Raw genomic sequence first — 19,813 nt, forward strand, 5'->3', positions numbered from 1 at the left:
AGTATCCAGGCCGGCGCCCCCTGTAACCTCACCCATGGCCCTCCAGGACTTGATCCAACTCAAGCAGCATGCCCTGCATGCGCTGGCGCATGCCGGACAACTGCAACATCATCATTGTCAGCTTTTCGGCTTTCTGACTGACCTCCAACCCCTGCTTCTGCAAATAGGTATGGCGCTGCTCAAGTTCACGGCCTTTTTCATCCAGTTGGCTCTGCTGCTGTTGCAGGGACGCCTGCCACTGTTCAAGCATTTGTTCTTTCTCGAGGACGGCGCATTTTTTTTGCGTCAACTCTTGGGCGACCTTGGCCAGATTGCTCAGCGCGCTGTCCATTTCAAGCAAAGAGGTATGCTCCAGGTGGGCAGGCGGGTCCAAGTGGTCGGGCTCGGGTGGCTCCAGCCGCAGGTTGTTTGGCTCAAACTGGCTGTCATTTTGTTCATCCGGGACAGGCGGCGCACTGGTCTTGACCTGCAACTGCGGTATCGCGGCCAGCGACTGCGTCGGCTCTTCAAAGGTGTCTTCATCCACAGGCTGCGGCACAGCCGTGGGTGCGCGCGGATTTCGGGGAGGCGCAACCATTTGCGACGAAAAGCGAATGGACGGCACGATCACTGCGCTGCTTTCGATCGCAGGCAACGCCGGCGCAGACATACCCAAGGTGATCACCTTCATGACCAATGCCTTCTTGATGATCACCGAGTGATGATCCTCGGGCCTGGCAGGCGGCAGCCGGCAGCCCTTCAAGTCAATAAAGTGAAAGGGAACCTCAGCGTCGCCAATCGAGCTTGCCTTCGAACCTGACGCGGCCGCCATCATCAGGATCTGCTTGAAGACCTGCATCGCTGATTGCAGGTCCTCTTTTGAATCAACCCCCCCCAGAAAATAGCGTTCGAGCTTTTTACGTAATACCGCGATATAGACCCGGGAGTGACCGGGTTCGGTCTCCTCATCCAGGCTATACACGAGAAAGTTGGACCCGGTTTGCGTGACAGCGAACCCACACAGCAACGCGCCGTTAACGGGCGCGTCTTCGTCGTTACGTTCAAGAACAAGAGTACGTAGAAGCATCATGGCAATCAGGCCTCATTACAAAAGAAAAAACCTTATATAAACACCAGATAAACATCCGAGCTTTAATAAGTCTTCCAAACAAAACAATTGTTTCAGCGAATTATCGAGCCGAACGTAGGATTCTTCTTATTAGTTACGTCTCGCGTTCCCAAGCCACTTTATTGAACGTACCCTTTTTAAAGCTCTCTCCCATACGGCCGGCACCTCTCACACGCCCTGCAAAACTTATTCGGTAAAAATATGATCGAGATAAGCAACTTGACAAAACAGCTGGGCAAAAAAAGCGTTATCACCAACCTCTCCTTCTGCGCCCAGCGCCAGGAGTGTGTGGCCCTGCTGGGAGAGAGTGGTGCAGGAAAAACAGCACTGCTGAGTTTGATTGCCGGGGCAATCAAACCTACTTCAGGACAAATCACTATCCAAGGCTTCAGTACCCAGACCCATTCACTCCAAGCCAAAAAAGTCGTTGGCTATCAACTCCAGGACGGTCTCAATCATCACAGGATGTCCGTCAGGCATATGCTCAATTTTATTGCCGCTATTCGCGGTTTGAGCGGTGTTGAAAAGCGCAGTCGAGTCGAGCAAGTAGTCACGCGACTGGAACTGCTGCCCGTGCTCAACTGCCCGATCGATGTGCTTCCACTTGGCTTGAAGCGCAGAGTCGCAATGGCCCAGGCACTCCTGCACTCCCCAAGCCTGCTTCTGCTGGATGAGCCTACGGAGGGACTATGCCCTGATCAACGGCTCAAGTTCAGGGCACTCATCCAATCCCTGACCGAGGAAATGACGATCATCATCGCCTCCCGCCGTTACCAAGAGTTAGCGGATACCTGCACCCGTGCCTTGGTCATCGCCGACGGCCGCCTGGTGGCCGACGCTTCACTGCCGGATCTGCAACGCAGCTCCCGGCATTTCCAAGCGGTGACCCTGGCGGCGGACACCCCGCTGGATTTGCTGGCGCTTGCCGTATTACCTGGCGTCGCAGGCATCGAAGAAGACCGGCATGCCCCCGGCAAGGTGACTGTTCTGGCCATGCCCGGGCACTCCATCTTCCCTTCAATCAACGCGCTCATCACCCACCGTGGCTGGAACATAACGTCAATGAATCTGGAGCCGGGTCGCCTGAACGATGTCGTTCACCATCTGAGCCATGAGGTAAATACTTGAGACTGCTAACCATCATTTTCAAACGACAACTCGCCAGCTTTGCCTCATCACCGAGCACTTATATGAGTGTGGCGGTTTTTCTCGTGCTGGGTGCGACGCTGGGGTTGCACAGCCATCACTGGCTGGAACAAAACAGCAGCGATTTGCAGGCATTCTTCGAACTGCATCCTTGGCTCTATCTGCTACTGGTACCGATTTTATCGACGCAGTTATGGTCCGACGAATCCAACGTTGGCTTTTGCGACACATTGAAATCCTTACCTGTCACTCCGACGCAGCGAGTGGTTGGAAAGTTTATGGCGGCATGGATCGTCTGTGGCATCGCTTTGATGCTTAATTTTCCTTTGGTAATGGCTGTCAATTATCTTGGCACCCCCGACAATACCGTTATCGCATCACAGTTCTTCGCCAGTTGGTTGTTGGCGGGAAGCTATCTCTCTGTGGGTTGCTTTGCCTGTGTGCTGACGAACCAACGCGTTATGATTTCCCTCTTGACGCTGTGCTTGTTGCTGGCCGCCAGTGGGATATCTTCAATGTTGGATGCGCTGGAACAGCAGACCCCCATATGGATTATCGACAGTTTGATATCCCTTGATCCGATTTCCCGCTTCAGCGCGATGGATAACGGCAAGTTGACATTGCATGACTGCCTGTACTTCATAAGCATGATCTTGGCTTTTCTGTTTGCGACCACCCTCACACTCAACTACAGAAACAGCTGACATAGGAACGCCACTGATGGGATCCGCTTTTCGCGCGGGTATGACATTGATTGTCATATCACTACTGTTTCTGGCATTCAATTTAGTCTGGGTACCCAAACTGCCAACTGTCCGTTGGGACTTTTCCCAAGAAAACACCCACACCCTATCGCCATCGGCGCGGCAATTACTCGTTTCACTTGAAAGCCAACTGGACTTATATTTCTTCAACACCCTCAATGCACCGCAAAAAAAACCGGTATTGAAACGTTATGGCCGGCGCGTGGAAGACTTGCTCAAGGAATTCGAAAAAGCTGCCAACGGCATGATCAACTTACATATTATCAACCCCACCCCGTTCTCTGAGGACGCCTATAAAGCCAGCTTGTTTGGCCTTGATGACACACAAGGATTCCTTGGCCTTATCGGTACGCGTGCCGGCCAGGGCGCCCAACGCATCCAAGCGTTCAACCCTGAGCATGAATCATTGCTCGAGTATGAAATCAGCCACCTGATCTACAAGTTGATGCACCCTGACCGCCCCACTGTTGGCCTACTGTCGGGACTGCCCTTGGGCAAATCGGCCGGAGGGTTACTGGAGTTGATGCGCGAGCAATTCAATGTGGTGGAATTGGCAGCGAACATCACCCAAGTACCGCCCTCCGTGAACACACTGATGGTTGTACAGCCACACGCTCTATCTGGTCGAGCCCTATATGCCCTTGAGCAATGGGTACTCAAAGGCGGCAAGCTGATGATGTTCATCGACCCGGTGAGCGAGATAGGCGCCGACGCCATATCCACAAACGCCAGGCTGGATGCGCTGCTGACCGCATGGGGTATCCAGATGCCTGCGGACAAGTTGCTGGTCGATAATCTTTATGCCTCATCAGCAACGCCCGACACCGGAATGCCCGCGGTACTGCACCCGGCCAGGCTACATCTGCCAAGGCAGGCAATGACCAGGACGGATATCAGTACCTGGGGACTGCATTCGGTCATCGTATCGAGCAGCGGCGCGCTCTCCTTGGCCCCCAAAAGCCGCTCGCTGTTGACCCCGCTTCTGCTGAGCTCACGCCAATCGGCATTGGTGGACGCAGAACGCTTTGCTTCCGCTACCACGTTCGACTCACTCATAGATGAATCAGCGACTTCAGGGCAGCGTCATGTCATCGCCGCCCGCCTTGAAGGGCCTGCTTATTCAGCGTTTCCCGACGGCCTGGAGGACCAGCCGCCCGGGCTGCAGAGGGCAGAACAGATCCAGATGGTGATCGTCGCCGACACCGACTTGCTCGCGGACACGCTCAATAACGCCCTGCCCAACGGCAACGCGCAGTTTGTATTGAACACGTTGGATAATCTGGCGGCGCCCGAGGCACTCAGAAATATTCAATCCCGTGTGATGCGCCAACCATTGCGCAGGCTAGAACACATGCGCGACGAAGCCGCACAGGCTTATCGCAAAAGTGCGACTGCGATGGAGCGACGACTTGAGCAGACAGAACAAGCATGGCGCAGGTTGAACCCACCCCACACCAGCCTCATGACTCAAGCGGTGGATACCACTACCCAATTGCAGGCACTCAACAAAGAGCGCCTGCAATTGCCCATCGAGTTGCAGGCGCTAAAGACCCAGGCATACGCCCCGCTGCTGCGTTTCGAACGATATCTGCAATGGCTGATGGTCGCCACGATACCGCTGCTGCTGTGCCTGATTGCCTGGGTACTTTTCCTATACCAGCGAAGGCGTCGAACATTTACGTTGGCGGCCTATCACCACTCGCTCAGCGACGGGTAATCAGGCCTTGGCGGGCAATGCGTGTCAGTTGATGGATCACCTCAACGGCATTGCTGGCATTCGGTGCCTGGATCACTGCCAGGTCGAAACTATCGCTGGCAAAACGGGCCAGGGAATCGCCGTCTTCAACAAACTGGATCAGGAACGCCGAAGGTCGACCGGAACGGCGTGGCCAGCCGTCCAGATAACGCAGCAGCGTCGGCTGGTGCTTACCGCCCAGAAGGATTTTCGGATTGCGTTGAGTCAGGTCCGCGGTGATCGGGGCCAAGCGTATGAGAGGGCGCAGTGCATTCATCGTGTCGTGTCTCTGCCTCAAAAGTCTGCGGGCAGGTGAGAGGCAACACCGAACCAGCGCTTTAGCGGTATTTCGAAGAACGCCCTGCGTGAGCAAGCGTGCTTCTGTCGGGCTGCATTGAGTCCCAGTGGCGCCCCGCAATTAGCTGTTTAAATCGGCGCATGAGCAGCATCCTAGAGAAGCCGGTGGGGCAGTGTCAAGAATCCCGGGCAACGAAAAGGCCCGCATCAGCGGGCCTTCTGTGCAGCTTGCTAAACGATCAGTGAGTGATCGCGCGGTCGAGAGACAATTTGCCCGCACCTTCCAACAACACCGCCAACGCGCCGCCGAGCAACGCCAGTGCGAACTCATAACCGTTGTTGGCCATGAACAGCCCGTTGTGGATGTGTACAGAGAAAATCGCCACCAGTGTCAGGAAGGTCAGGCCCAATGCGGCAGGGCGAACCAACAAACCGATGATCAGGGCCAGGCCGGCGAAGAACTCGGTACCGCCCGACAGCAGCGCCATCAGCGTGCCCGGCGCCAGGCCGATGCTTTCCATCCATTGTGCGGTGCCCGCCAGGCCACCACCGCCAAACCAGCCGAAGAGTTTTTGCGAACCGTGGGCAGCGAAGATGATGCCGACGAAAATGCGCAGAATAGTCAGGCCATAACCGGCGCGAGTGGACAGTACACGGGTAATCATTGGGCTCATGGGGGTAAATCCTTTTCCAGGTAGGGGTTGGTTGGCCGCTATATTAATCAGTTTAAGCAATGATAAAAGCCAAAATATTGCCTAATTGACATCTAAAAATTCGATTATTTACGCGATGCAATTTTAGCCGCGGGCGGCTCCAGAGACTCCCGCTGCCGATCGAACGCCAAATAATACTTGTTGACGCTATTAACATAGCTGACGCCGCCCATCCCTACCTGCTCCATGGCAATGCGTTCAACCTGGAAGAACCACTGATTGGGGTTAAGCCCACGGCGCTTGGCCTCGGTACGCATGCCCTGTACTCGCTCCGGCCCCATGTTGTACGCCGCTAGCATAAAGGCCATGCGCTCACGCTCATTGAGCTTGGGGCTGGCGAAAAACTTGCGGCGGATCATCGCCAGGTAACGTGCCCCCGCTTGCACATTATTGTCGAGCGTCTCGATATTGTTGACCCCCACCCGTTGGGCCGCCGACGGCGTGATCTGCATCAGGCCGGTAGGGCCGCCGCTGTTGCGTGCGCCTGGGTCCAGGGAAGACTCCTTGAACGCCAACGCCGCCAGGTTCAGCCAGTCCATACCTTGCTCACGTGCATGTTTTTGCAGGACCGGGCGCAGTTTTTCCAGGCGCTGGCGGTCAGCCCGCGCCAACGGGTTACGGACCTGGTAGAGGCGTCGATAGATACGCTGGAATGCCACATCCTGGTCGGAAGGCGTGTGATAGGTCTTGAGAAACCGATCAATGCTGGCGCGCAGCATCGAGGCATCCTGGCGCACAAACCAGAACTCGTCGCCCGGCTCGCTGATCACCACCTGCTTGTCAAAGCGCAACTTGGGCAGAATTTTCGACCAGCGTTGGGCAATGGGTTTTTCCACGATCGTCAGGTGAAAAATCCCGGCCTGCACCATCTCCAGGACGTCTTCCACCGCCAGGCTGGGGTCAACCCATTCGACTTTCACGGGGGGGCGCTTGTGCAGAGCCAGTTTTTGATTGACCTGACTGATGGCATCCGCCGCCGCACTGCCCGTGGTCAGCGTCAGCGTGCGACCTGACAGTTGCTCCAGCCTGGTAAAGCGTCGTTCACCCTTGACGCCCACCAGCCACAACGGCACATCGCTGACAATCGGGTCGCTGGCGCTGACCTTGTGCACGCCCTTCACGTCCAGCAACTCACCGGGCGCCACCAGGTCGCCCTCGCCACGGGCCAGCGCGCCGAGTAACTGGTCCTTGGCCTTGGGGATGATCTTGAGATTGATGGCCTGCCCATCACGGGCATGGCCATTGAGGTACTGCTCGAAGGCACGCAACCGATGGTATTCGACACCGATGGCCTGGCCCTGCACTTCACCGGAACTGTTGCGGCTCTGGTTGACCAATACGCGCAGAGTGCGGCTGGAGCGAATTTGCGCGAGGTCGCGGACCTTGCCGGGCTTGGCCACTTGCAGCGGCCCATCCAGACGTGCGACCGCCGCCATGGGCAGCAGCAACGTCAGGCACAACATAAGCAACGCCGAGGGTCGGATCATCCGCTCTCCGAAAAGAAAACTGGCCAGCACCTTCGCGAATAACGACGTGCTGGTGGTCAGAAACAGAGCGCTTTATGCGCTGGCAAGGCGTGCAACGGCGCCACGGTGGTAGGCAATCGGCCCACCACAATGTCGCTTGCGACGTTCAAAGACAGCGTTAACGCGTTGTAGTTCTTGGTTTTTCTTATCAATCTACAGCTCTGATATGCTTTCCGGCCGCAGGCGGAGATAGCACCATGCAACTCATTGATATTGGCGTCAACCTGACCAACCCCAGTTTCGACGAGAGGCACACGGCCGTTCTCGAACGCGCTTACGCCGCTGGCGTGCAGCAATTGGTACTCACCGGCACCAGCGTCGAGGGCAGCGAACAGGCCCTGCAACTGTGTGTAAAGCTCGACGAAAGCGGCCAGCGCCTGTTCAGCACCGCCGGTATTCACCCTCACTCTGCCAGCGACTGGAACAGCGACAGCGCCCAACGCCTGCGCAGCTTGCTGGGCGACAGCCGAGTGCGCGCCGTGGGTGAATGCGGCCTGGATTTCAACCGGGACTTCTCCCCTCGCCCCCAGCAGGAAAAAGTCCTCGAAGAACACCTCGCCCTGGCCGTCGAGCTGCAACTGCCCGTGTTTCTCCATGAGCGCGATGCCAACCAGCGTCTGCTGGAGATCCTCAAGGACTACCGCGACCACCTGCCAGCCGCCGTGGTGCACTGCTTCACTGGCGAACAGGCAGCGCTGTTCAGCTACCTGGACCTGGATTTGCACATTGGCATCACGGGTTGGATCTGCGACGAACGCCGTGGCACCCACCTGCATTCGCTGGTCAGGGAAATTCCCGGTGGCCGTCTGATGCTGGAAAGCGATGCGCCCTATCTGCTACCACGCACCCTGCGCCCCAAGCCGAAGAATGGTCGCAATGAGCCGGCGTACCTGCCCGAAGTACTGCGCGAAGTGGCCCTGCACCGTAACGAAACGATGGAAGATCTGGCGTTGCACAGCACCGCCTGCGCCCGGCGCTTTTTTGGCTTGCCTGCCATCGACTGATGCGGCGCATTGACCCATGTCAAAAGCGCTTTTCTGAATAGCGGCACAATAATGGCACCTTGCCAATAATGTTTCCGCTATCAGAGAAAACCTTCCATGGGTGCCTGGCTTAGCAATATCTCGCTCAAATACAAATTCTGGGCCGTCAACGCGGTCGCCTTCATCACCACCCTGCTGCTGGTGCTGTACGCGGTACAGCTTGAACAACAGGCGCGCAGCCAGGCGTCGCAAGCATCGGCCCAGGCCCAAGGACGCTTGCTCAGCGCCTGGCCAGCCGACAGAACGTTGCCCACTGGTGAGCACTGGCTCGCATTTTCCAAAGGCCAGATCCCCCAGGACCTGCCCGCCCTGAACACTGCCAACGGCTGGACTGAACTCAACCCCATGCCGTTGTTCGGTGAAAACCCGCTGATCGGCGCCGAGGTGATCAGCCGGGCCGACGGCCAGCAGGTCGCAGTCCTCGCCTACGCGCCGAGCCTGAGCCAGGTGTTCAGTGAACGCTTCGCCAATTACGCCGTTGCCGTGGCAGTCCTGATGCTGGCCATGCTCGGCGCCTCGCAGTTGTTGATCCGCTTCCTGCTCAGTCAGCTCAACACCCTCAAGGATGTAATGCTGCACGTTGAAAAAACTGGTGACCTGTCGGCGCGAGTGCCGTTGGCCTGCAAGGATGAAGTCGGCCAGATGGCCAGCGCCTTCAACGCCATGCAAGCCGGTTACCAGCGCGTGGTCAATACCGTGGCACGCACCGCCCGGCAACTGGACGACGGCGCCGCACGCCTGGCCAGCAGCATGAACGAGGTGCAACACGGCATGCTGGGCCAGCAAAGCGAAACCGACCAGGCCGCCACCGCCATCAACGAAATGACCGCCACCGTCTACCACATCGCCCAGCACGCAGGCGCCACCCGTGACTTGTCGCAGTCCGCCGACACCCTCGCCGGCAGCGGCCAGGCAGTGGTCACCCGGGTACAGCGTTCGATCGCCGGGCTGTCCAGTGGGGTACAGCAGACCGCCGAAATGATCCAGAAACTGGCCGAAGACAGCCAGAAAATCAACGGCGTGGTCGGGGTGATCCACAGCATCGCCGAACAGACCAACCTGCTTGCCCTCAACGCCGCCATCGAAGCCGCCCACGCCGGGGAAATGGGTCGCGGTTTCGCGGTAGTCGCCGACGAAGTGCGCAACCTGGCCAAGCGTGTGCAAAGCTCCACCGACGAAATCACCCGCATGGTCTCGGCGCTGCAAGCCGGTACCCGCGACGCCGTGGACTTTATGCAGGAAAGCTCATTCAAGGCCGATGACTGCGTCCAGCAGGCCCAGGAAGCTGGTGTGGCCTTGGCTGAAATCACCGGGGCCGTGGCACAGATGCGCGAAAGCAACACCCAGATCGCCGTGGCCGCCGAGCAGCAAAGCCATGTTGCCGAAGAGATGAACCGCGCCGTGGTGAGCATTCGCGATGTGACCGAAAACACCGTACATCAAACCGTGGCATCGGCGACTACCAGCAATGAACTGGCGACGTTGGCCGGGGAGTTGAGCAAGGCGATTGGGCAGTTGAAGTTGTAAGACTGTTCCAGCTGTAATCCGACTCCTACGACCAAGCCTCGGTTTACCTGAAGTTAAGACGAAACTTCCTCGCCATCCCCGCGAATAACGCCGACTTCTTTTACCTGACAACCGCTGCAAAGTCCCTCGCCTGATCAAACAGTGCGAGGGATTGCTGATGGTGGTGTTCGTTAGAGCCCTGATGAATGGGGCTGTCTCTTGATCTCGGTGCTGGCCAACCTGGTGCTGGTGCCCATGGATCCCGAAGCGCCGAACATCGAGCGCGTATTCGCGGATTTTCGCACCTGCCTGAATATCTTTGATAAGTGGGCCGACAGCTTTTTAAGTGGGTCGGCACTTAGCGTGGATCAGGTGTTCAAGGTTGGGGAAGACGTCGCACTGGTCGCGCCAATTTCCTCCAAAAAACCCAGTCGCACGGTCGCTCAATGCAAAGCCCAGGGCGGGTTGACCCTGGTGCACCTGTTCGAAAGCACACAGTTCGTGCCTATCGGCAACACGCCCGTGATGCTGCAAGCCGTTGCACAGGACGGCAGCCCGGTAGGCGCGCCACTGCATCGGACCATTGGCCCCAGCGGCATTCTTGAAGTCAGCGACTGTAGCCGCGACCAACAGTACGAAATCACCTTTTATCCCACTGTTTCCAAGGTTCACGTCCAGGCGCTGTATGCGTCCTATGAGTCTGTGATCGCCGGGCTGGAAACGGATTTGCGCACGGCATGGGCCGAGCACTTCAAGCCTCGATGGGCAGACTTTGCCAAAGCGCCGGCTTACAAGCGCAGTGCCTTACAGGGCGTGGCCTTTGCTGCCGGGCTGGGCAACGCGCTTTATAACCTGTGGGACAACATCACCGAGCTGTACGACCTGCTCGCCAACCTCAAGACCAACAGCGAAACGTTGCTGAAATACCTGTCCCAGACCGAGCTGAACGCGCTGCTCAAACTGGGCAGAGACACGCTGGCCAAGGGGTTGCTGGTACTCAGTGACGAGCCGCTGTTGTTTATCTACCTGTCGGCGCTGGTGGCCTGGGTACGCATGCTGCCGCCACCCGATATGTACGAACTGCTGGGTGAAATCACCGGCGAAGTCTTGATCAATCTGTTGCTGATCTGGGCCACGCGAGGCATTGGGGTCCAGCTTCGCCTGGGCGCGCAGACGCTCAGTCACGTCAAATCCGGGCGGGCGCGGGCGTTATTGGAGTTGCTGGTCAAGCAGGTGGCGGGGCCTCGGCTGGAAACCCATGTCGAGGCCGCCAAGCCGGTGTTGCTGAGCAGTGCGGCGACGCCGGTCAAGGCAGTGCCGGCTGTGCCGTTGAAGGCGGGCGACACGCTGGTTTCGAACCCGGTGCCAATGGTGCGTGGCAAGACCCAGCGCACGACGTTGGTCCGTCAGGAGCCTGTCGATGATGTGCCAGCTGTGGCGTCGAATCCGAAGGGCGATGCGGCGGCGCCAGCGGATAAAACAGTCACTCACGGCTGCCCGGTGTCGATGGTCACCGGCGAGGAATTGCTGACACTCACCGACGGCGCGCTGGACGGGATTTTGCCGTTTGAGTGGACGCGGCTGTATCGCACTAGCGCGGTGGAGGTCGATTGTGGGTTGGGGTTTGGTTGGAGCCATGCGCTGGCTCACAGGCTTTGTGTGTCGGGCGATTCGGTGGTGTGGATCGACCATGAGAATCGCTCGACCACCCTGCCCTTGCCCACCGATTCTCGGCCCGCGATCACCAATAGCCTGGCCGAAGCGGCGATCTATTTAGGCTCGGCTCCTGATGAACTGGTGCTGGCCCAGGCCTCGCGTTTTTATCACTTTCGCGACGGTGTACTGACAACCATCAGCGATGCATATGACAACCGGCTGCGCCTTTGCCGGGATCGTTCTGGGCGGATTGAGCGGTTGGATAATGGCGCCGGTCGTTCGTTGCTGCTGCGTTATGAGTTGGGTCGCATCGTCGCGGTGGACTACCAGGTTCATCGCGCCAAAGGGCGTGAGCCCTACGTTTGGGAAACCGAACAGAACCTTGTTTCCTACGCCTACGACGAACACGGACGACTGGTCTGCGCGACCAATGCTGTCGGGGAAAGCGAGCGTTATCGGTACGACGATCAGCACGTCATTCTTGAGCGGCAGTTGGCCGGTGGGGCGAGTTTCTTCTGGGCGTGGGAACGGTCTGGCAAGGCGGCGCGTTGCGTCCGGCATTGGGCGAGCTTCTCGCAGATGGACACGCGTTATGCCTGGGGCGATGACGGCCACGTCACCGTGCATAACGCCGATGGTAGCCAGGAAGTCTATGTCCATGACGACCGGACGCGCTTGGTGCAGCGCATCGATCCGGATGGCGCTCAGCATTACAAATCCTACGATGCCAAGGGCCGGCTGACCGTCGAGCAAGACCCGATGGGCGCGGTGACGGCCTATCAATATGACGACGCCGGACGCTTGGTGGCGCTGTTTCCGGGGGATGATGAGCCAACGTCCTACGAGCATGACAACGGTTTTGTAAGGGTTGTCAGGCGTGGGCAGGCGGTCTGGAAATACGAGCGTAATGAACAAGGCGATGTTACGCGTAGGACCGATCCCGATGGAGAGGTTACTGACTACAGCTACAACAAGCACGGGCAACTGACTGGGATTTGGTACCCGGATCACAGTTGCCATCGACTGGTGTGGAACGAACGCGGGCAACTGCTTGAGGAGCAATTGCCCAATGGCGGGATCAAGCGTTATCGCTATGACGATCTGGGGCGGCAAGTTGCCCGTGAGGATGAACACGGCGCGCAGACAGTCTATGAATGGGACAGCGTCGGCAGGTTGATTCGTCTTGTATTGCCAGGCGGTAGTTGTAGGGAATTCAGCTACAACCCCTACGGCAAAATCATCGCCGAACGCGACGAACTCGGCCACGTCACCCGCTACGAATACGCAGACGGCCTGCACCTGATCAGCCGCCGCTTCAACGCCGACGGCACCCAGGTCAAGTATCGCTACGACAACGTGCGGCTGCTGCTCACCGAGATCGAAAACGAAGCCGGCGAAACCTACCAACTCGACTACCACCTCAATGGCCTGATCCGCCAGGAAACCGGCTTCGACGGCCAGCGCACCGCCTATGCCTACGACCTCAACGGCAACCTGCTGGAGAAGACCGAATACGGCGACGATAACAGTCAGCTAATCACCAGTTACGAGCGCGACCACGCCGGACGCCTCGTACGAAAAACCCTGCCCGACAGCAACGTTGTCGACTATACCTACGACCGCCAAGGCAACCTCCTCAGCGTCGAGGACGGCCACTGGGCGTTGGCCTACGAATACGACCGCCAAAACCGCCTCACCGCCGAACACCAAGGCTGGGGCACCCTGCGCTACGGCTACGACGCCTGCGGGCAACTGAAAAACCTGTGCCTGCCGGACAATAACCGCCTCACCTTCAACCACGACAAAGGCGGCCACCTCGCCACCGTCGAACTCAACGGTGAAGTGCTTACCTCGCACCTATTCAAGAGCGGCCGTGAACACCAACGCCAGCAAGGCCAACTGCTCAGCCACTACCACTACGACGACCAGAATCGTCTGCACGCCCACGCCGTTACGCAGCAGCAAAACTATTTCTACCAACGCCAATATGACTACGACAAAACCGGCAACCTTACCCGCCTGCTCGACACCCGCAAAGGCGAACAGCTTTACCGCTACGACCCGCTTAATCGCCTGACCCGCGCCGACCACTCCCAGGACGTACAGGAACGCTTCGGCCACAACCCCGCCGGCAACCTGCTGATGCAAGACCGCCCCGGCCCGGACATCGTCGCGGCGAATCGTCTGATGATCCAGGGCGACCGCCATTACGACTACGACGCCTTCGGCAACCTCATCCGCGAACGGCGCGGCAAAGGCCAGCAACTTGTTACTGAGTACCGCTATGACTGCCAGCATCGGCTCATCAGCGTCACGCAACCCAACGGCCAGACCGCCAGCTATCGCTACGATCCATTTGGGCGGCGCATCAGCAAGACCGTGGATGACATAACCACAGAGTTTTTCTGGCAAGGCGACAAGCTAATTGCCGAACACCATGCAGAACGCCATCGCAGCTACCTCTACGAACCCGGCAGCTTCCGCCCACTGGCACTGTTGGACGGTTTCGGCCCAAAAGAAACCAAGCCCTACCACTACCAACTCGACCACCTCGGCACCCCGCAAGAGCTGACCCGCCCCGAGGGCGAAATCGTCTGGTCCGCCCACTACCGCGCCTACGGCCAGATCGCCCGGCTCGACGTGGGCAAAGTCGACAATCCACTACGGTTTCAAGGGCAGTATTTCGATGCGGAAAGCGGCCTGCACTACAACCGCCATCGCTACTACAATCCGGATATTGGTCGCTACCTGACGCCGGACCCGGTGAGGTTGGCGGGTGGGATCAACGGGTACCAATATGTGCCCAACCCTACGGGGTGGGTTGATCCTCTAGGGTTGAGCGCAAATTGTCCTGGCTCAGGAAAGAAAAAACCGATCTGCTCTTTGCCTGCAGAACCGGATATACCTGATGTCTCTCGTAAAGGGGCGTTCAGGCAAGCAAAAAGGGATGCCAATGTACCTATGACTCAAAACCCCGATGTGATGACACACCCGAGCTCAGGAAGAACGACACAGTACAAAATAGAAAAAATGACTGATTTGAATGATGACAATATATTGGATGAAAGCGGTAGAACCATAAATTCAAGGGTTTATCAATTCACGAGAGCAGACGGCTCGAAGGTTCTTATTCAGGACCATTCTGCCGGGCATAAATTCGGCAGACCAGACGGCATAGGTGACCAAAAAGCGCATTTCAATTTGCGACCAATAGACAAGCCTCGAAACGGAACCGTAGACGGCGGCAAGGACCATTACAACTTTAGGAGAAGTCGATGAAATACTGGAACGAACTTGATCATAATATTTTTTTTGAAAAAATTTTTAGCACGCCTGTAGAAATCGGCCAAATTGCTCTTTTTTCTTTGCAAATAGAAAATGATCGACCTTCTGTGGGATTAGGATTCGACATACCCGAATTTCCAGATACTTTGCCAAAAAAATGGGAAGGGAAAGGCTATAACACCTGCAGAATGGGCATCGATTGTCATGGCATTCGCGAATTAAAAATACACAACATCCCCATTAAAGAGGTGTTTCTTGTTGATATCACTAAGCAAAATGATCTTTTTCATTTCCAAGCAAAGAATGAAAATTCTCTAATTGAATTCAAGGCTAAATTCATTTCACTTTGCGATCCGAATGTATACATAAATGGTCCAGACGATTATTTTTTCTAGATAGAGCAAAAATCGCATAATTACTATGAGCCCCATAGCCAGCCCCAATTCGCCACCTCGCCCACCTCCACCTAAACTCTGTCCAAGTTGTTTCAACGGACAGAGGACTCACCACCATGGGCAAACGTCACCCCAATCTCCCCGCCTGGCAATGGCGTCAGTACCCACAGAACCATCAGCACCCAACCAACCTGGCGTTGCACCTGATTGCCGTGCCGCTGTTTATCGTCGGTTTTCTGCTGATCGTGTCGGGCGTGTTCAGCCTTAGCCTGGCCAGCTTCGCCGTCGGCGTGATTGGTATTGTCGCGGGCCTGGCGTTGCAGCGTCACGGCCATAGCCTGGAAGCCCAGGCCAGTGAGCCGTTCAGTGATCGCAAAGATGCGGTGCAGCGCCTGGTGGTTGAGCAGTTCGTGACCTTCCCGCGCTTTGTGCTCAGCGGTGGCTGGTGGCGCGCCTGGCGGCAGCGGCACCACCACTGACCGGCGGGTTCAGGCGAACACCACCACGGTCTGGCGGCTGAGGGCGATCAACTCGCCGGTCGGGCTCCACAAGGCAGCGGCAGCGTGGCCATAGCCGTCGCGGGCGTGTTCGATGTTGACGTGGTACTGGCACCAGTCGAGCGTAGTCAGGTCTTGCAGCGGCTGGATGAACTCGATGGTCCAGGTCAGGGTGCTGCCCGGCGCGGGCTTTTTCAGGTGTGGCAGCAACGCCGGTGGCCAGGCGTCGACCAGGGCGAGGATATGCGCCTCGGTCAATGGCTCCTCTTTCACATCCCCCCGCAACCGTACCCAGCCGCCCATGTCGCGGGATTTATTGCCGGTAAACGGCAGGCCACCGACACTCCAGCGCATCGCCAGATGCCGCATGAATTCGGGGGTAACACCCTTGATATAGGGCAGTTCCTGGCACTCATCCCAATGTTTGAATACCGGTGGCGGCTCACTTGCCACGTCAATTTCGGAGGGGCGAGAGGCGCCAAAACTGGCCTGGACCAGGGTCGCCACTTCACCGTTCTGCACCACGCGCCCCAGCAACTGGCTGACCGCCTTGCCTTCGCGCAGCACTTCGACTTGATAGCTGGCAGTTACATCCGGCGCTACCGGGCCGACAAAGGTGATGGCCAGCGAGCGCAGCGGTCGGTCCGCCGGCACCTGGGCGCGCAGCGCCTCGTACTGCAAGGCAGCGACCAGCCCGCCAAAGGTGGCCCGGCCCTGGGCCCATTCGGCAGGGATGGTGACATCCAGCGGATTGCTACGGGCAGCGTCGAGCAAATCACTAAAGCGCATGGCGACCTCACATCAAGAAAATCGTGGAGGAATCTTAACCATCGAATTGCACAGGCACAGCGCCCATTCCGGCCAAAAACCGGACCGGTTTAAAAACACTCGGAGCTGAGCGTGTCCAGCACACGGTCGGCCTTGCCTTGCGCCTTGAGCATGGTGCGCTGCCACACTGCTACGCAGGGTTGCAGGTCTGGCTCATGGCCGGCCTGGGCCAGCCACTGCCAACAGTCATGCCAGTTACCCAGCGCACTCTGGGCCTTCTTCAAGTGCGACAGGGCGTTGGTGGGTAATTTGTCCAGCTCGGGATACGCCTCGGCGGCATAGCGCACACGTTTGATCAGCAACCGTAGCCGGTGGCGGTCATGATCGGGGTCCTTCAAGGCGCCATCGAGTGCCTGCCATTGCTTGGCCAGGCGTTTCTGGATGCGCGGGCGCAAGCCCTTGAGCAGTTTCTGATGCTGGGACGCGCGGATAAACCGTGGGAACGCATCCAGAATCAGCAGCAAGTGCGCCAACTCCGGGCTTTGCGCCACCTGGCGATAAGCCTCGGGCTGCAGACGCAGGCGTCGATCAGCCGCGTCGTGATAACCGTGCTGATGCAAATACGCCGCCAGCACCTCTCGGTCGCGTAGCGGCGTAGTCAGTTGGCCAACCGTGCTGGCGGCCAATTCAAGCTGTTCGACACCGGGCAGCCCGCGCAAAGGGCGCAACAGGCTGCGCAGGCGGCGTACCGTGGTGCGCAAATCATGCAAGGCTTCATCGTCAGTGACGGCGGCGAGGCGAGCCTGGCAGCTCAGTAACCCTACTTCCAGGCCAATGACCTGAGCGACTAACTGATTGACCAACGCTGACATCCTGCCCTCACTTTCCGATGAAAAATCCTATCCGCCGCAGGGTCATCGCCCGGCGCGAGACTCACGAATGTAGAACCGCGCCTTTTCGGCCTTGTTGGAGCAACCCTCGAACGCTTCAAACTGCTGCTGAGTCTTGGCGCCAGTCAACAGCGACAAAGCCTTGGAGTAGCTGACAGTGCCAGCAAAACCTTCGGCCTTGGCCAGGTCCAGCTCTTTCCAGGCGGCGTCCAATTGCGAGCCACAGCTGTCGCGATACGCGGTTTTCCCGGCACAGCCAGCCAAGGCCAACACGATCACAGGCACACAGATCCAGGCTTTCATTGATGACACCTCAAATATACAAATTCAGTCGTAGCCTGTAGACGTTGCCTACAGGGAAAAGTGCCTTGTCCTTAGCCTGAAATCAGTAGTACCTATTGCCAGAGCATACCCGAGGCTGATCGCCAGCCTGGAAAAATATTGCGCGCTGTCAGCAAGGATTGAAGCAGGCCCCTTGATGGGTGCATTGTGGGCCCCTGTTTTGCGAAGGATCTGGCCATGAAGAAACGTGTTGCCTTAGTGCTGGGCTCCGGTGGGGCCAGGGGCTACGCCCATATCGGGGTGATCGAAGAAATCGAACGACGCGGCTATGACATCGCCTGTATCGCCGGCTGTTCCATGGGCGCCGTGGTGGGTGGAATCTACGCCGCCGGCAAGCTCGACGAGTACCGCAACTGGATCGAAAGCCTGGACTACCTCGACGTATTGCGCCTGGTAGATGTGAGCTTTCGCCTGGGAGCGATTCGCGGTGAGAAGGTGTTCGGGCAAATCCGCAAGATTGTCGGCGATATCAATATCGAGGAGCTGCGCATCCCCTACACCGCCGTCGCCACCGACCTCACCAACCAACAGGAGATCTGGTTTCAGGAAGGCTGCCTGCACCAGGCCATGCGCGCCTCAGCGGCCATCCCCAGCCTGTTCACACCGGTGATGCAGGGCAACCGCATGCTGGTGGACGGCGGCCTGCTCAACCCGCTGCCCATCGTTCCGGTGGTGTCGAGCCATTGCGACTTGATCATTGCGGTCAACCTCAATGCCACCAACCAGAAACACTACCAATTGCCGGTGATTCCGCGCCCGCCGGCGTTCAAGAGCCGCTTCAACAGCCTGGCCAAGTCACTGGGCTCCCACCTGCCATTTCGCCGCAAGCAGGCCGAGCAGTTGATGAAGCTGGAACAAGAAGCCTTGCAGGCCCAGGCCGCCGAAATCAACCCGTGGCTGGAGTCTGCCGAACCCGAAGCCCAGCAACCTGCCGCGGCGCCCGAGAAAGCCGGTGCACCGAAGTCGGCCACCGGCTCGTTCATCATCGACAACGTCGGGCCTGCCTCGTTGCTGGATCTGATCAACCAGAGTTTCGAGGTGATGCAAACCTCATTGGCACAGTACAAGATCGCTGGGTATCCGCCCGATGTGCTGATCAACGTGCCAAAGCGGGTGTGCCGCTTTTTCGAGTTCTATAAAGCGCCGGAATTGATCGCTTTGGGGCGGGAGATTGCCAGTGATACGTTGGATCGGTATGAGAGTGAGCAGAGTTGAGCGTGTAAGTGTTGCGGATGGCCTCATCGCGGGCAAGCCCGGCTCCCACAGGGAAATGCATTTCAGCTGTGGGAGCTGGCTTGCCTGCGATGGCGCCAGCACAGGCACCAAACGTTCAGGCACTTAGCAACCGATACCCCACCCCCGCCTCAGTCACGATAAACCGTGGCTGGGTCGGGTCATCCGCCAGCTTCTGGCGCAAGTGCCCCACCACGATCCGCAGGTAGTGGCTGTCCTCGGTATGGGTTGGCCCCCAGATGTCCTTGAGCAGTTGCTGTTGGGTAATCACCCGCCCCGGGTGGCGTGCCAACTGCGCCAGCACTGCGTATTCCTTGCGGGTCAGCGCCACTTCGGCACCGTCCAGCAAAACGCGGCGATAGGCCAGGTCGACCGTCAGCGGGCCAAAACTCAAGGCGGCTTCCTGAGCCTCTCCGGCCGGTGCCTGGCGCAACAGCGCACGCACCCGGGCAAGAAACTCCTGGATGCCGAACGGTTTGGTCACGTAGTCATTGGCGCCACCGTCGAGGGCCTCGACCTTCTGACCTTCGCTGGCCCGCACCGACAGCACCAGCACCGGCACGCTCGACCACTCGCGAAACTCGCGCAGCACCTGTTGGCCGTCCATGTCGGGCAGGCCCAGGTCGAGTACCAGCAGATCCGGTTTGCTCAAGGCCGCCTGCGCCAGGCCTTCGTTGCCGGTGCCGGCTTCGATTACCTTATAGCCTTGGGAAGCCAGGCTGATGCGCAGGAATTTGCGGATCTGCGGTTCGTCATCAATGACAAGAATCGTCGCGGTCTGGCTCATGGTGTCTCATTAAAACCCATTAAAAAATCACCCTCTCTGTAGGAGCGAGCTTGCTCGCGAAAAACCTCTAGGCAACGCGTGCATTCAGGAAGCCATCATTATCGTTAACGACCTTCGCGAGC

Annotated in this window: 17 protein-coding genes; 9 read left to right on the forward strand and 8 right to left on the reverse strand. The window is 58.0% G+C overall.

The features are described 5' to 3' along the window. Positions 1-28 precede the first annotated feature (28 nt). Complete coding sequence (locus HU730_RS04435) at positions 29-1,069, reverse strand: hypothetical protein (protein ID WP_186526645.1); 1,041 nt, start codon at positions 1,067-1,069, stop codon at positions 29-31. 240 nt (positions 1,070-1,309) lie between these two features. Here HU730_RS04435 and HU730_RS04440 point away from each other — a divergent pair, with 240 nt between their 5' ends. Genes HU730_RS04440 through HU730_RS04450 form a run of 3 tightly spaced genes read left to right on the forward strand, consistent with a single transcriptional unit; the run spans position 1,310 to position 4,735 of the window. After that, entirely contained in the window at positions 1,310-2,236 is a 927-nt protein-coding gene (locus HU730_RS04440; protein ID WP_186526644.1) for an ABC transporter ATP-binding protein, read from the forward strand. Then, on the forward strand, positions 2,233-2,958 hold the full coding sequence (locus HU730_RS04445) for an ABC transporter permease (protein WP_186526643.1): 726 nt from the start codon (positions 2,233-2,235) through the stop codon (positions 2,956-2,958). The genes HU730_RS04440 and HU730_RS04445 overlap by 4 nt, the downstream gene beginning before the upstream one ends. Positions 2,959-2,974: 16 nt before the next feature. Next, on the forward strand, positions 2,975-4,735 hold the full coding sequence (locus HU730_RS04450; protein WP_186526642.1) for a Gldg family protein: 1,761 nt from the start codon (positions 2,975-2,977) through the stop codon (positions 4,733-4,735). Here the strand turns inward: HU730_RS04450 and HU730_RS04455 are convergent. From HU730_RS04455 to HU730_RS04465, 3 genes are all read right to left on the reverse strand, one after another. Further along, positions 4,722-5,030, reverse strand: a complete 309-nt coding sequence (locus tag HU730_RS04455) for a hypothetical protein (RefSeq protein ID WP_034126721.1) — start codon at positions 5,028-5,030, stop codon at positions 4,722-4,724. The genes HU730_RS04450 and HU730_RS04455 overlap by 14 nt on opposite strands. Positions 5,031-5,289: 259 nt before the next feature. After that, positions 5,290-5,724 (reverse strand): DoxX family protein, encoded by a 435-nt coding sequence (locus HU730_RS04460; protein WP_186526641.1) that lies wholly within the window; start codon positions 5,722-5,724, stop codon positions 5,290-5,292. A 104-nt stretch (positions 5,725-5,828) separates the two neighbouring features. Further along, entirely contained in the window at positions 5,829-7,250 is a 1,422-nt protein-coding gene (locus HU730_RS04465; protein ID WP_034126720.1) for a transglycosylase SLT domain-containing protein, read from the reverse strand. Between the two features lie 236 nt (positions 7,251-7,486). Between HU730_RS04465 and HU730_RS04470 the strand changes: the two genes are divergently transcribed. The 5 genes from HU730_RS04470 to HU730_RS04490 all read left to right on the forward strand — a co-directional run bounded on the left by HU730_RS04470 (position 7,487) and on the right by HU730_RS04490 (position 15,653). Then, complete coding sequence (locus tag HU730_RS04470) at positions 7,487-8,293, forward strand: TatD family hydrolase (RefSeq protein ID WP_186526640.1); 807 nt, start codon at positions 7,487-7,489, stop codon at positions 8,291-8,293. 96 nt (positions 8,294-8,389) lie between these two features. After that, the gene (locus HU730_RS04475; protein WP_186526639.1) at positions 8,390-9,859 is read left to right on the forward strand and encodes a methyl-accepting chemotaxis protein; all 1,470 of its coding nucleotides are present in this window, start codon (positions 8,390-8,392) and stop codon (positions 9,857-9,859) included. A gap of 198 nt (positions 9,860-10,057) precedes the next feature. Next, a complete protein-coding gene (locus HU730_RS04480) occupies positions 10,058-14,773 on the forward strand; it encodes an RHS repeat-associated core domain-containing protein (protein WP_186526638.1) in 4,716 nt (1,571 codons plus the stop codon). Beyond that, positions 14,770-15,174: an Imm50 family immunity protein gene (locus HU730_RS04485; RefSeq protein ID WP_034126716.1), complete on the forward strand. Its 405-nt coding sequence runs from the start codon at positions 14,770-14,772 to the stop codon at positions 15,172-15,174. Before HU730_RS04480 ends, HU730_RS04485 begins: the two co-directional genes overlap by 4 nt. Before the next feature lie 116 nt (positions 15,175-15,290). After that, complete coding sequence (locus HU730_RS04490) at positions 15,291-15,653, forward strand: Mpo1-like protein (RefSeq protein ID WP_003189844.1); 363 nt, start codon at positions 15,291-15,293, stop codon at positions 15,651-15,653. 9 nt (positions 15,654-15,662) lie between these two features. Here the strand turns inward: HU730_RS04490 and HU730_RS04495 are convergent, their stop codons facing one another. The 3 genes from HU730_RS04495 to HU730_RS04505 all read right to left on the reverse strand — a co-directional run bounded on the left by HU730_RS04495 (position 15,663) and on the right by HU730_RS04505 (position 17,632). Next, positions 15,663-16,460, reverse strand: coding sequence for a thioesterase family protein (locus HU730_RS04495; RefSeq protein ID WP_034126715.1), 798 nt, complete (start codon positions 16,458-16,460; stop codon positions 15,663-15,665). A gap of 89 nt (positions 16,461-16,549) precedes the next feature. Continuing rightward, positions 16,550-17,311 (reverse strand): CHAD domain-containing protein, encoded by a 762-nt coding sequence (locus tag HU730_RS04500; protein ID WP_034126714.1) that lies wholly within the window; start codon positions 17,309-17,311, stop codon positions 16,550-16,552. A 42-nt stretch (positions 17,312-17,353) separates the two neighbouring features. Then, entirely contained in the window at positions 17,354-17,632 is a 279-nt protein-coding gene (locus HU730_RS04505; protein WP_003189839.1) for a hypothetical protein, read from the reverse strand. Positions 17,633-17,848: 216 nt separating this feature from the next. On the opposite strand from HU730_RS04505, the gene HU730_RS04510 reads away from it, so the two are divergent. Further along, positions 17,849-18,886 carry a patatin-like phospholipase family protein gene (locus HU730_RS04510; protein WP_054898472.1) on the forward strand — a complete coding sequence of 346 codons (1,038 nt, stop codon included), beginning with the start codon at positions 17,849-17,851 and terminating at the stop codon, positions 18,884-18,886. A gap of 115 nt (positions 18,887-19,001) precedes the next feature. On the opposite strand, the gene HU730_RS04515 is transcribed toward HU730_RS04510, so the two are convergent. Beyond that, positions 19,002-19,691 (reverse strand): response regulator, encoded by a 690-nt coding sequence (locus HU730_RS04515; RefSeq protein WP_034126713.1) that lies wholly within the window; start codon positions 19,689-19,691, stop codon positions 19,002-19,004. Between the last annotated feature and the right edge of the window lie 122 nt (positions 19,692-19,813).

Source organism: Pseudomonas sp. SWRI22 (assembly GCF_014268395.2).
In the GTDB taxonomy this organism is placed as follows: Bacteria; Pseudomonadota; Gammaproteobacteria; order Pseudomonadales; family Pseudomonadaceae; genus Aquipseudomonas; species Aquipseudomonas paracarnis.

Bases quoted from the DNA above. Each gene is read 5' to 3' on its own strand.
- HU730_RS04435 (WP_186526645.1), bottom strand. From the start codon at position 1,069: ATGATGCTTCTACGTACTCTTGTTCTTGAACGTAACGACGAAGACGCG.
- HU730_RS04440 (WP_186526644.1), top strand. From the start codon at position 1,310: ATGATCGAGATAAGCAACTTGACAAAACAGCTGGGCAAAAAAAGCGTT.
- HU730_RS04450 (WP_186526642.1), top strand. From the start codon at position 2,975: ATGGGATCCGCTTTTCGCGCGGGTATGACATTGATTGTCATATCACTA.
- HU730_RS04455 (WP_034126721.1), bottom strand. From the start codon at position 5,030: ATGAATGCACTGCGCCCTCTCATACGCTTGGCCCCGATCACCGCGGAC.
- HU730_RS04460 (WP_186526641.1), bottom strand. From the start codon at position 5,724: ATGAGCCCAATGATTACCCGTGTACTGTCCACTCGCGCCGGTTATGGC.
- HU730_RS04465 (WP_034126720.1), bottom strand. From the start codon at position 7,250: ATGATCCGACCCTCGGCGTTGCTTATGTTGTGCCTGACGTTGCTGCTG.
- HU730_RS04470 (WP_186526640.1), top strand. From the start codon at position 7,487: ATGCAACTCATTGATATTGGCGTCAACCTGACCAACCCCAGTTTCGAC.
- HU730_RS04475 (WP_186526639.1), top strand. From the start codon at position 8,390: ATGGGTGCCTGGCTTAGCAATATCTCGCTCAAATACAAATTCTGGGCC.
- HU730_RS04485 (WP_034126716.1), top strand. From the start codon at position 14,770: ATGAAATACTGGAACGAACTTGATCATAATATTTTTTTTGAAAAAATT.
- HU730_RS04490 (WP_003189844.1), top strand. From the start codon at position 15,291: ATGGGCAAACGTCACCCCAATCTCCCCGCCTGGCAATGGCGTCAGTAC.
- HU730_RS04495 (WP_034126715.1), bottom strand. From the start codon at position 16,460: ATGCGCTTTAGTGATTTGCTCGACGCTGCCCGTAGCAATCCGCTGGAT.
- HU730_RS04500 (WP_034126714.1), bottom strand. From the start codon at position 17,311: ATGTCAGCGTTGGTCAATCAGTTAGTCGCTCAGGTCATTGGCCTGGAA.
- HU730_RS04505 (WP_003189839.1), bottom strand. From the start codon at position 17,632: ATGAAAGCCTGGATCTGTGTGCCTGTGATCGTGTTGGCCTTGGCTGGC.
- HU730_RS04510 (WP_054898472.1), top strand. From the start codon at position 17,849: ATGAAGAAACGTGTTGCCTTAGTGCTGGGCTCCGGTGGGGCCAGGGGC.
- HU730_RS04515 (WP_034126713.1), bottom strand. From the start codon at position 19,691: ATGAGCCAGACCGCGACGATTCTTGTCATTGATGACGAACCGCAGATC.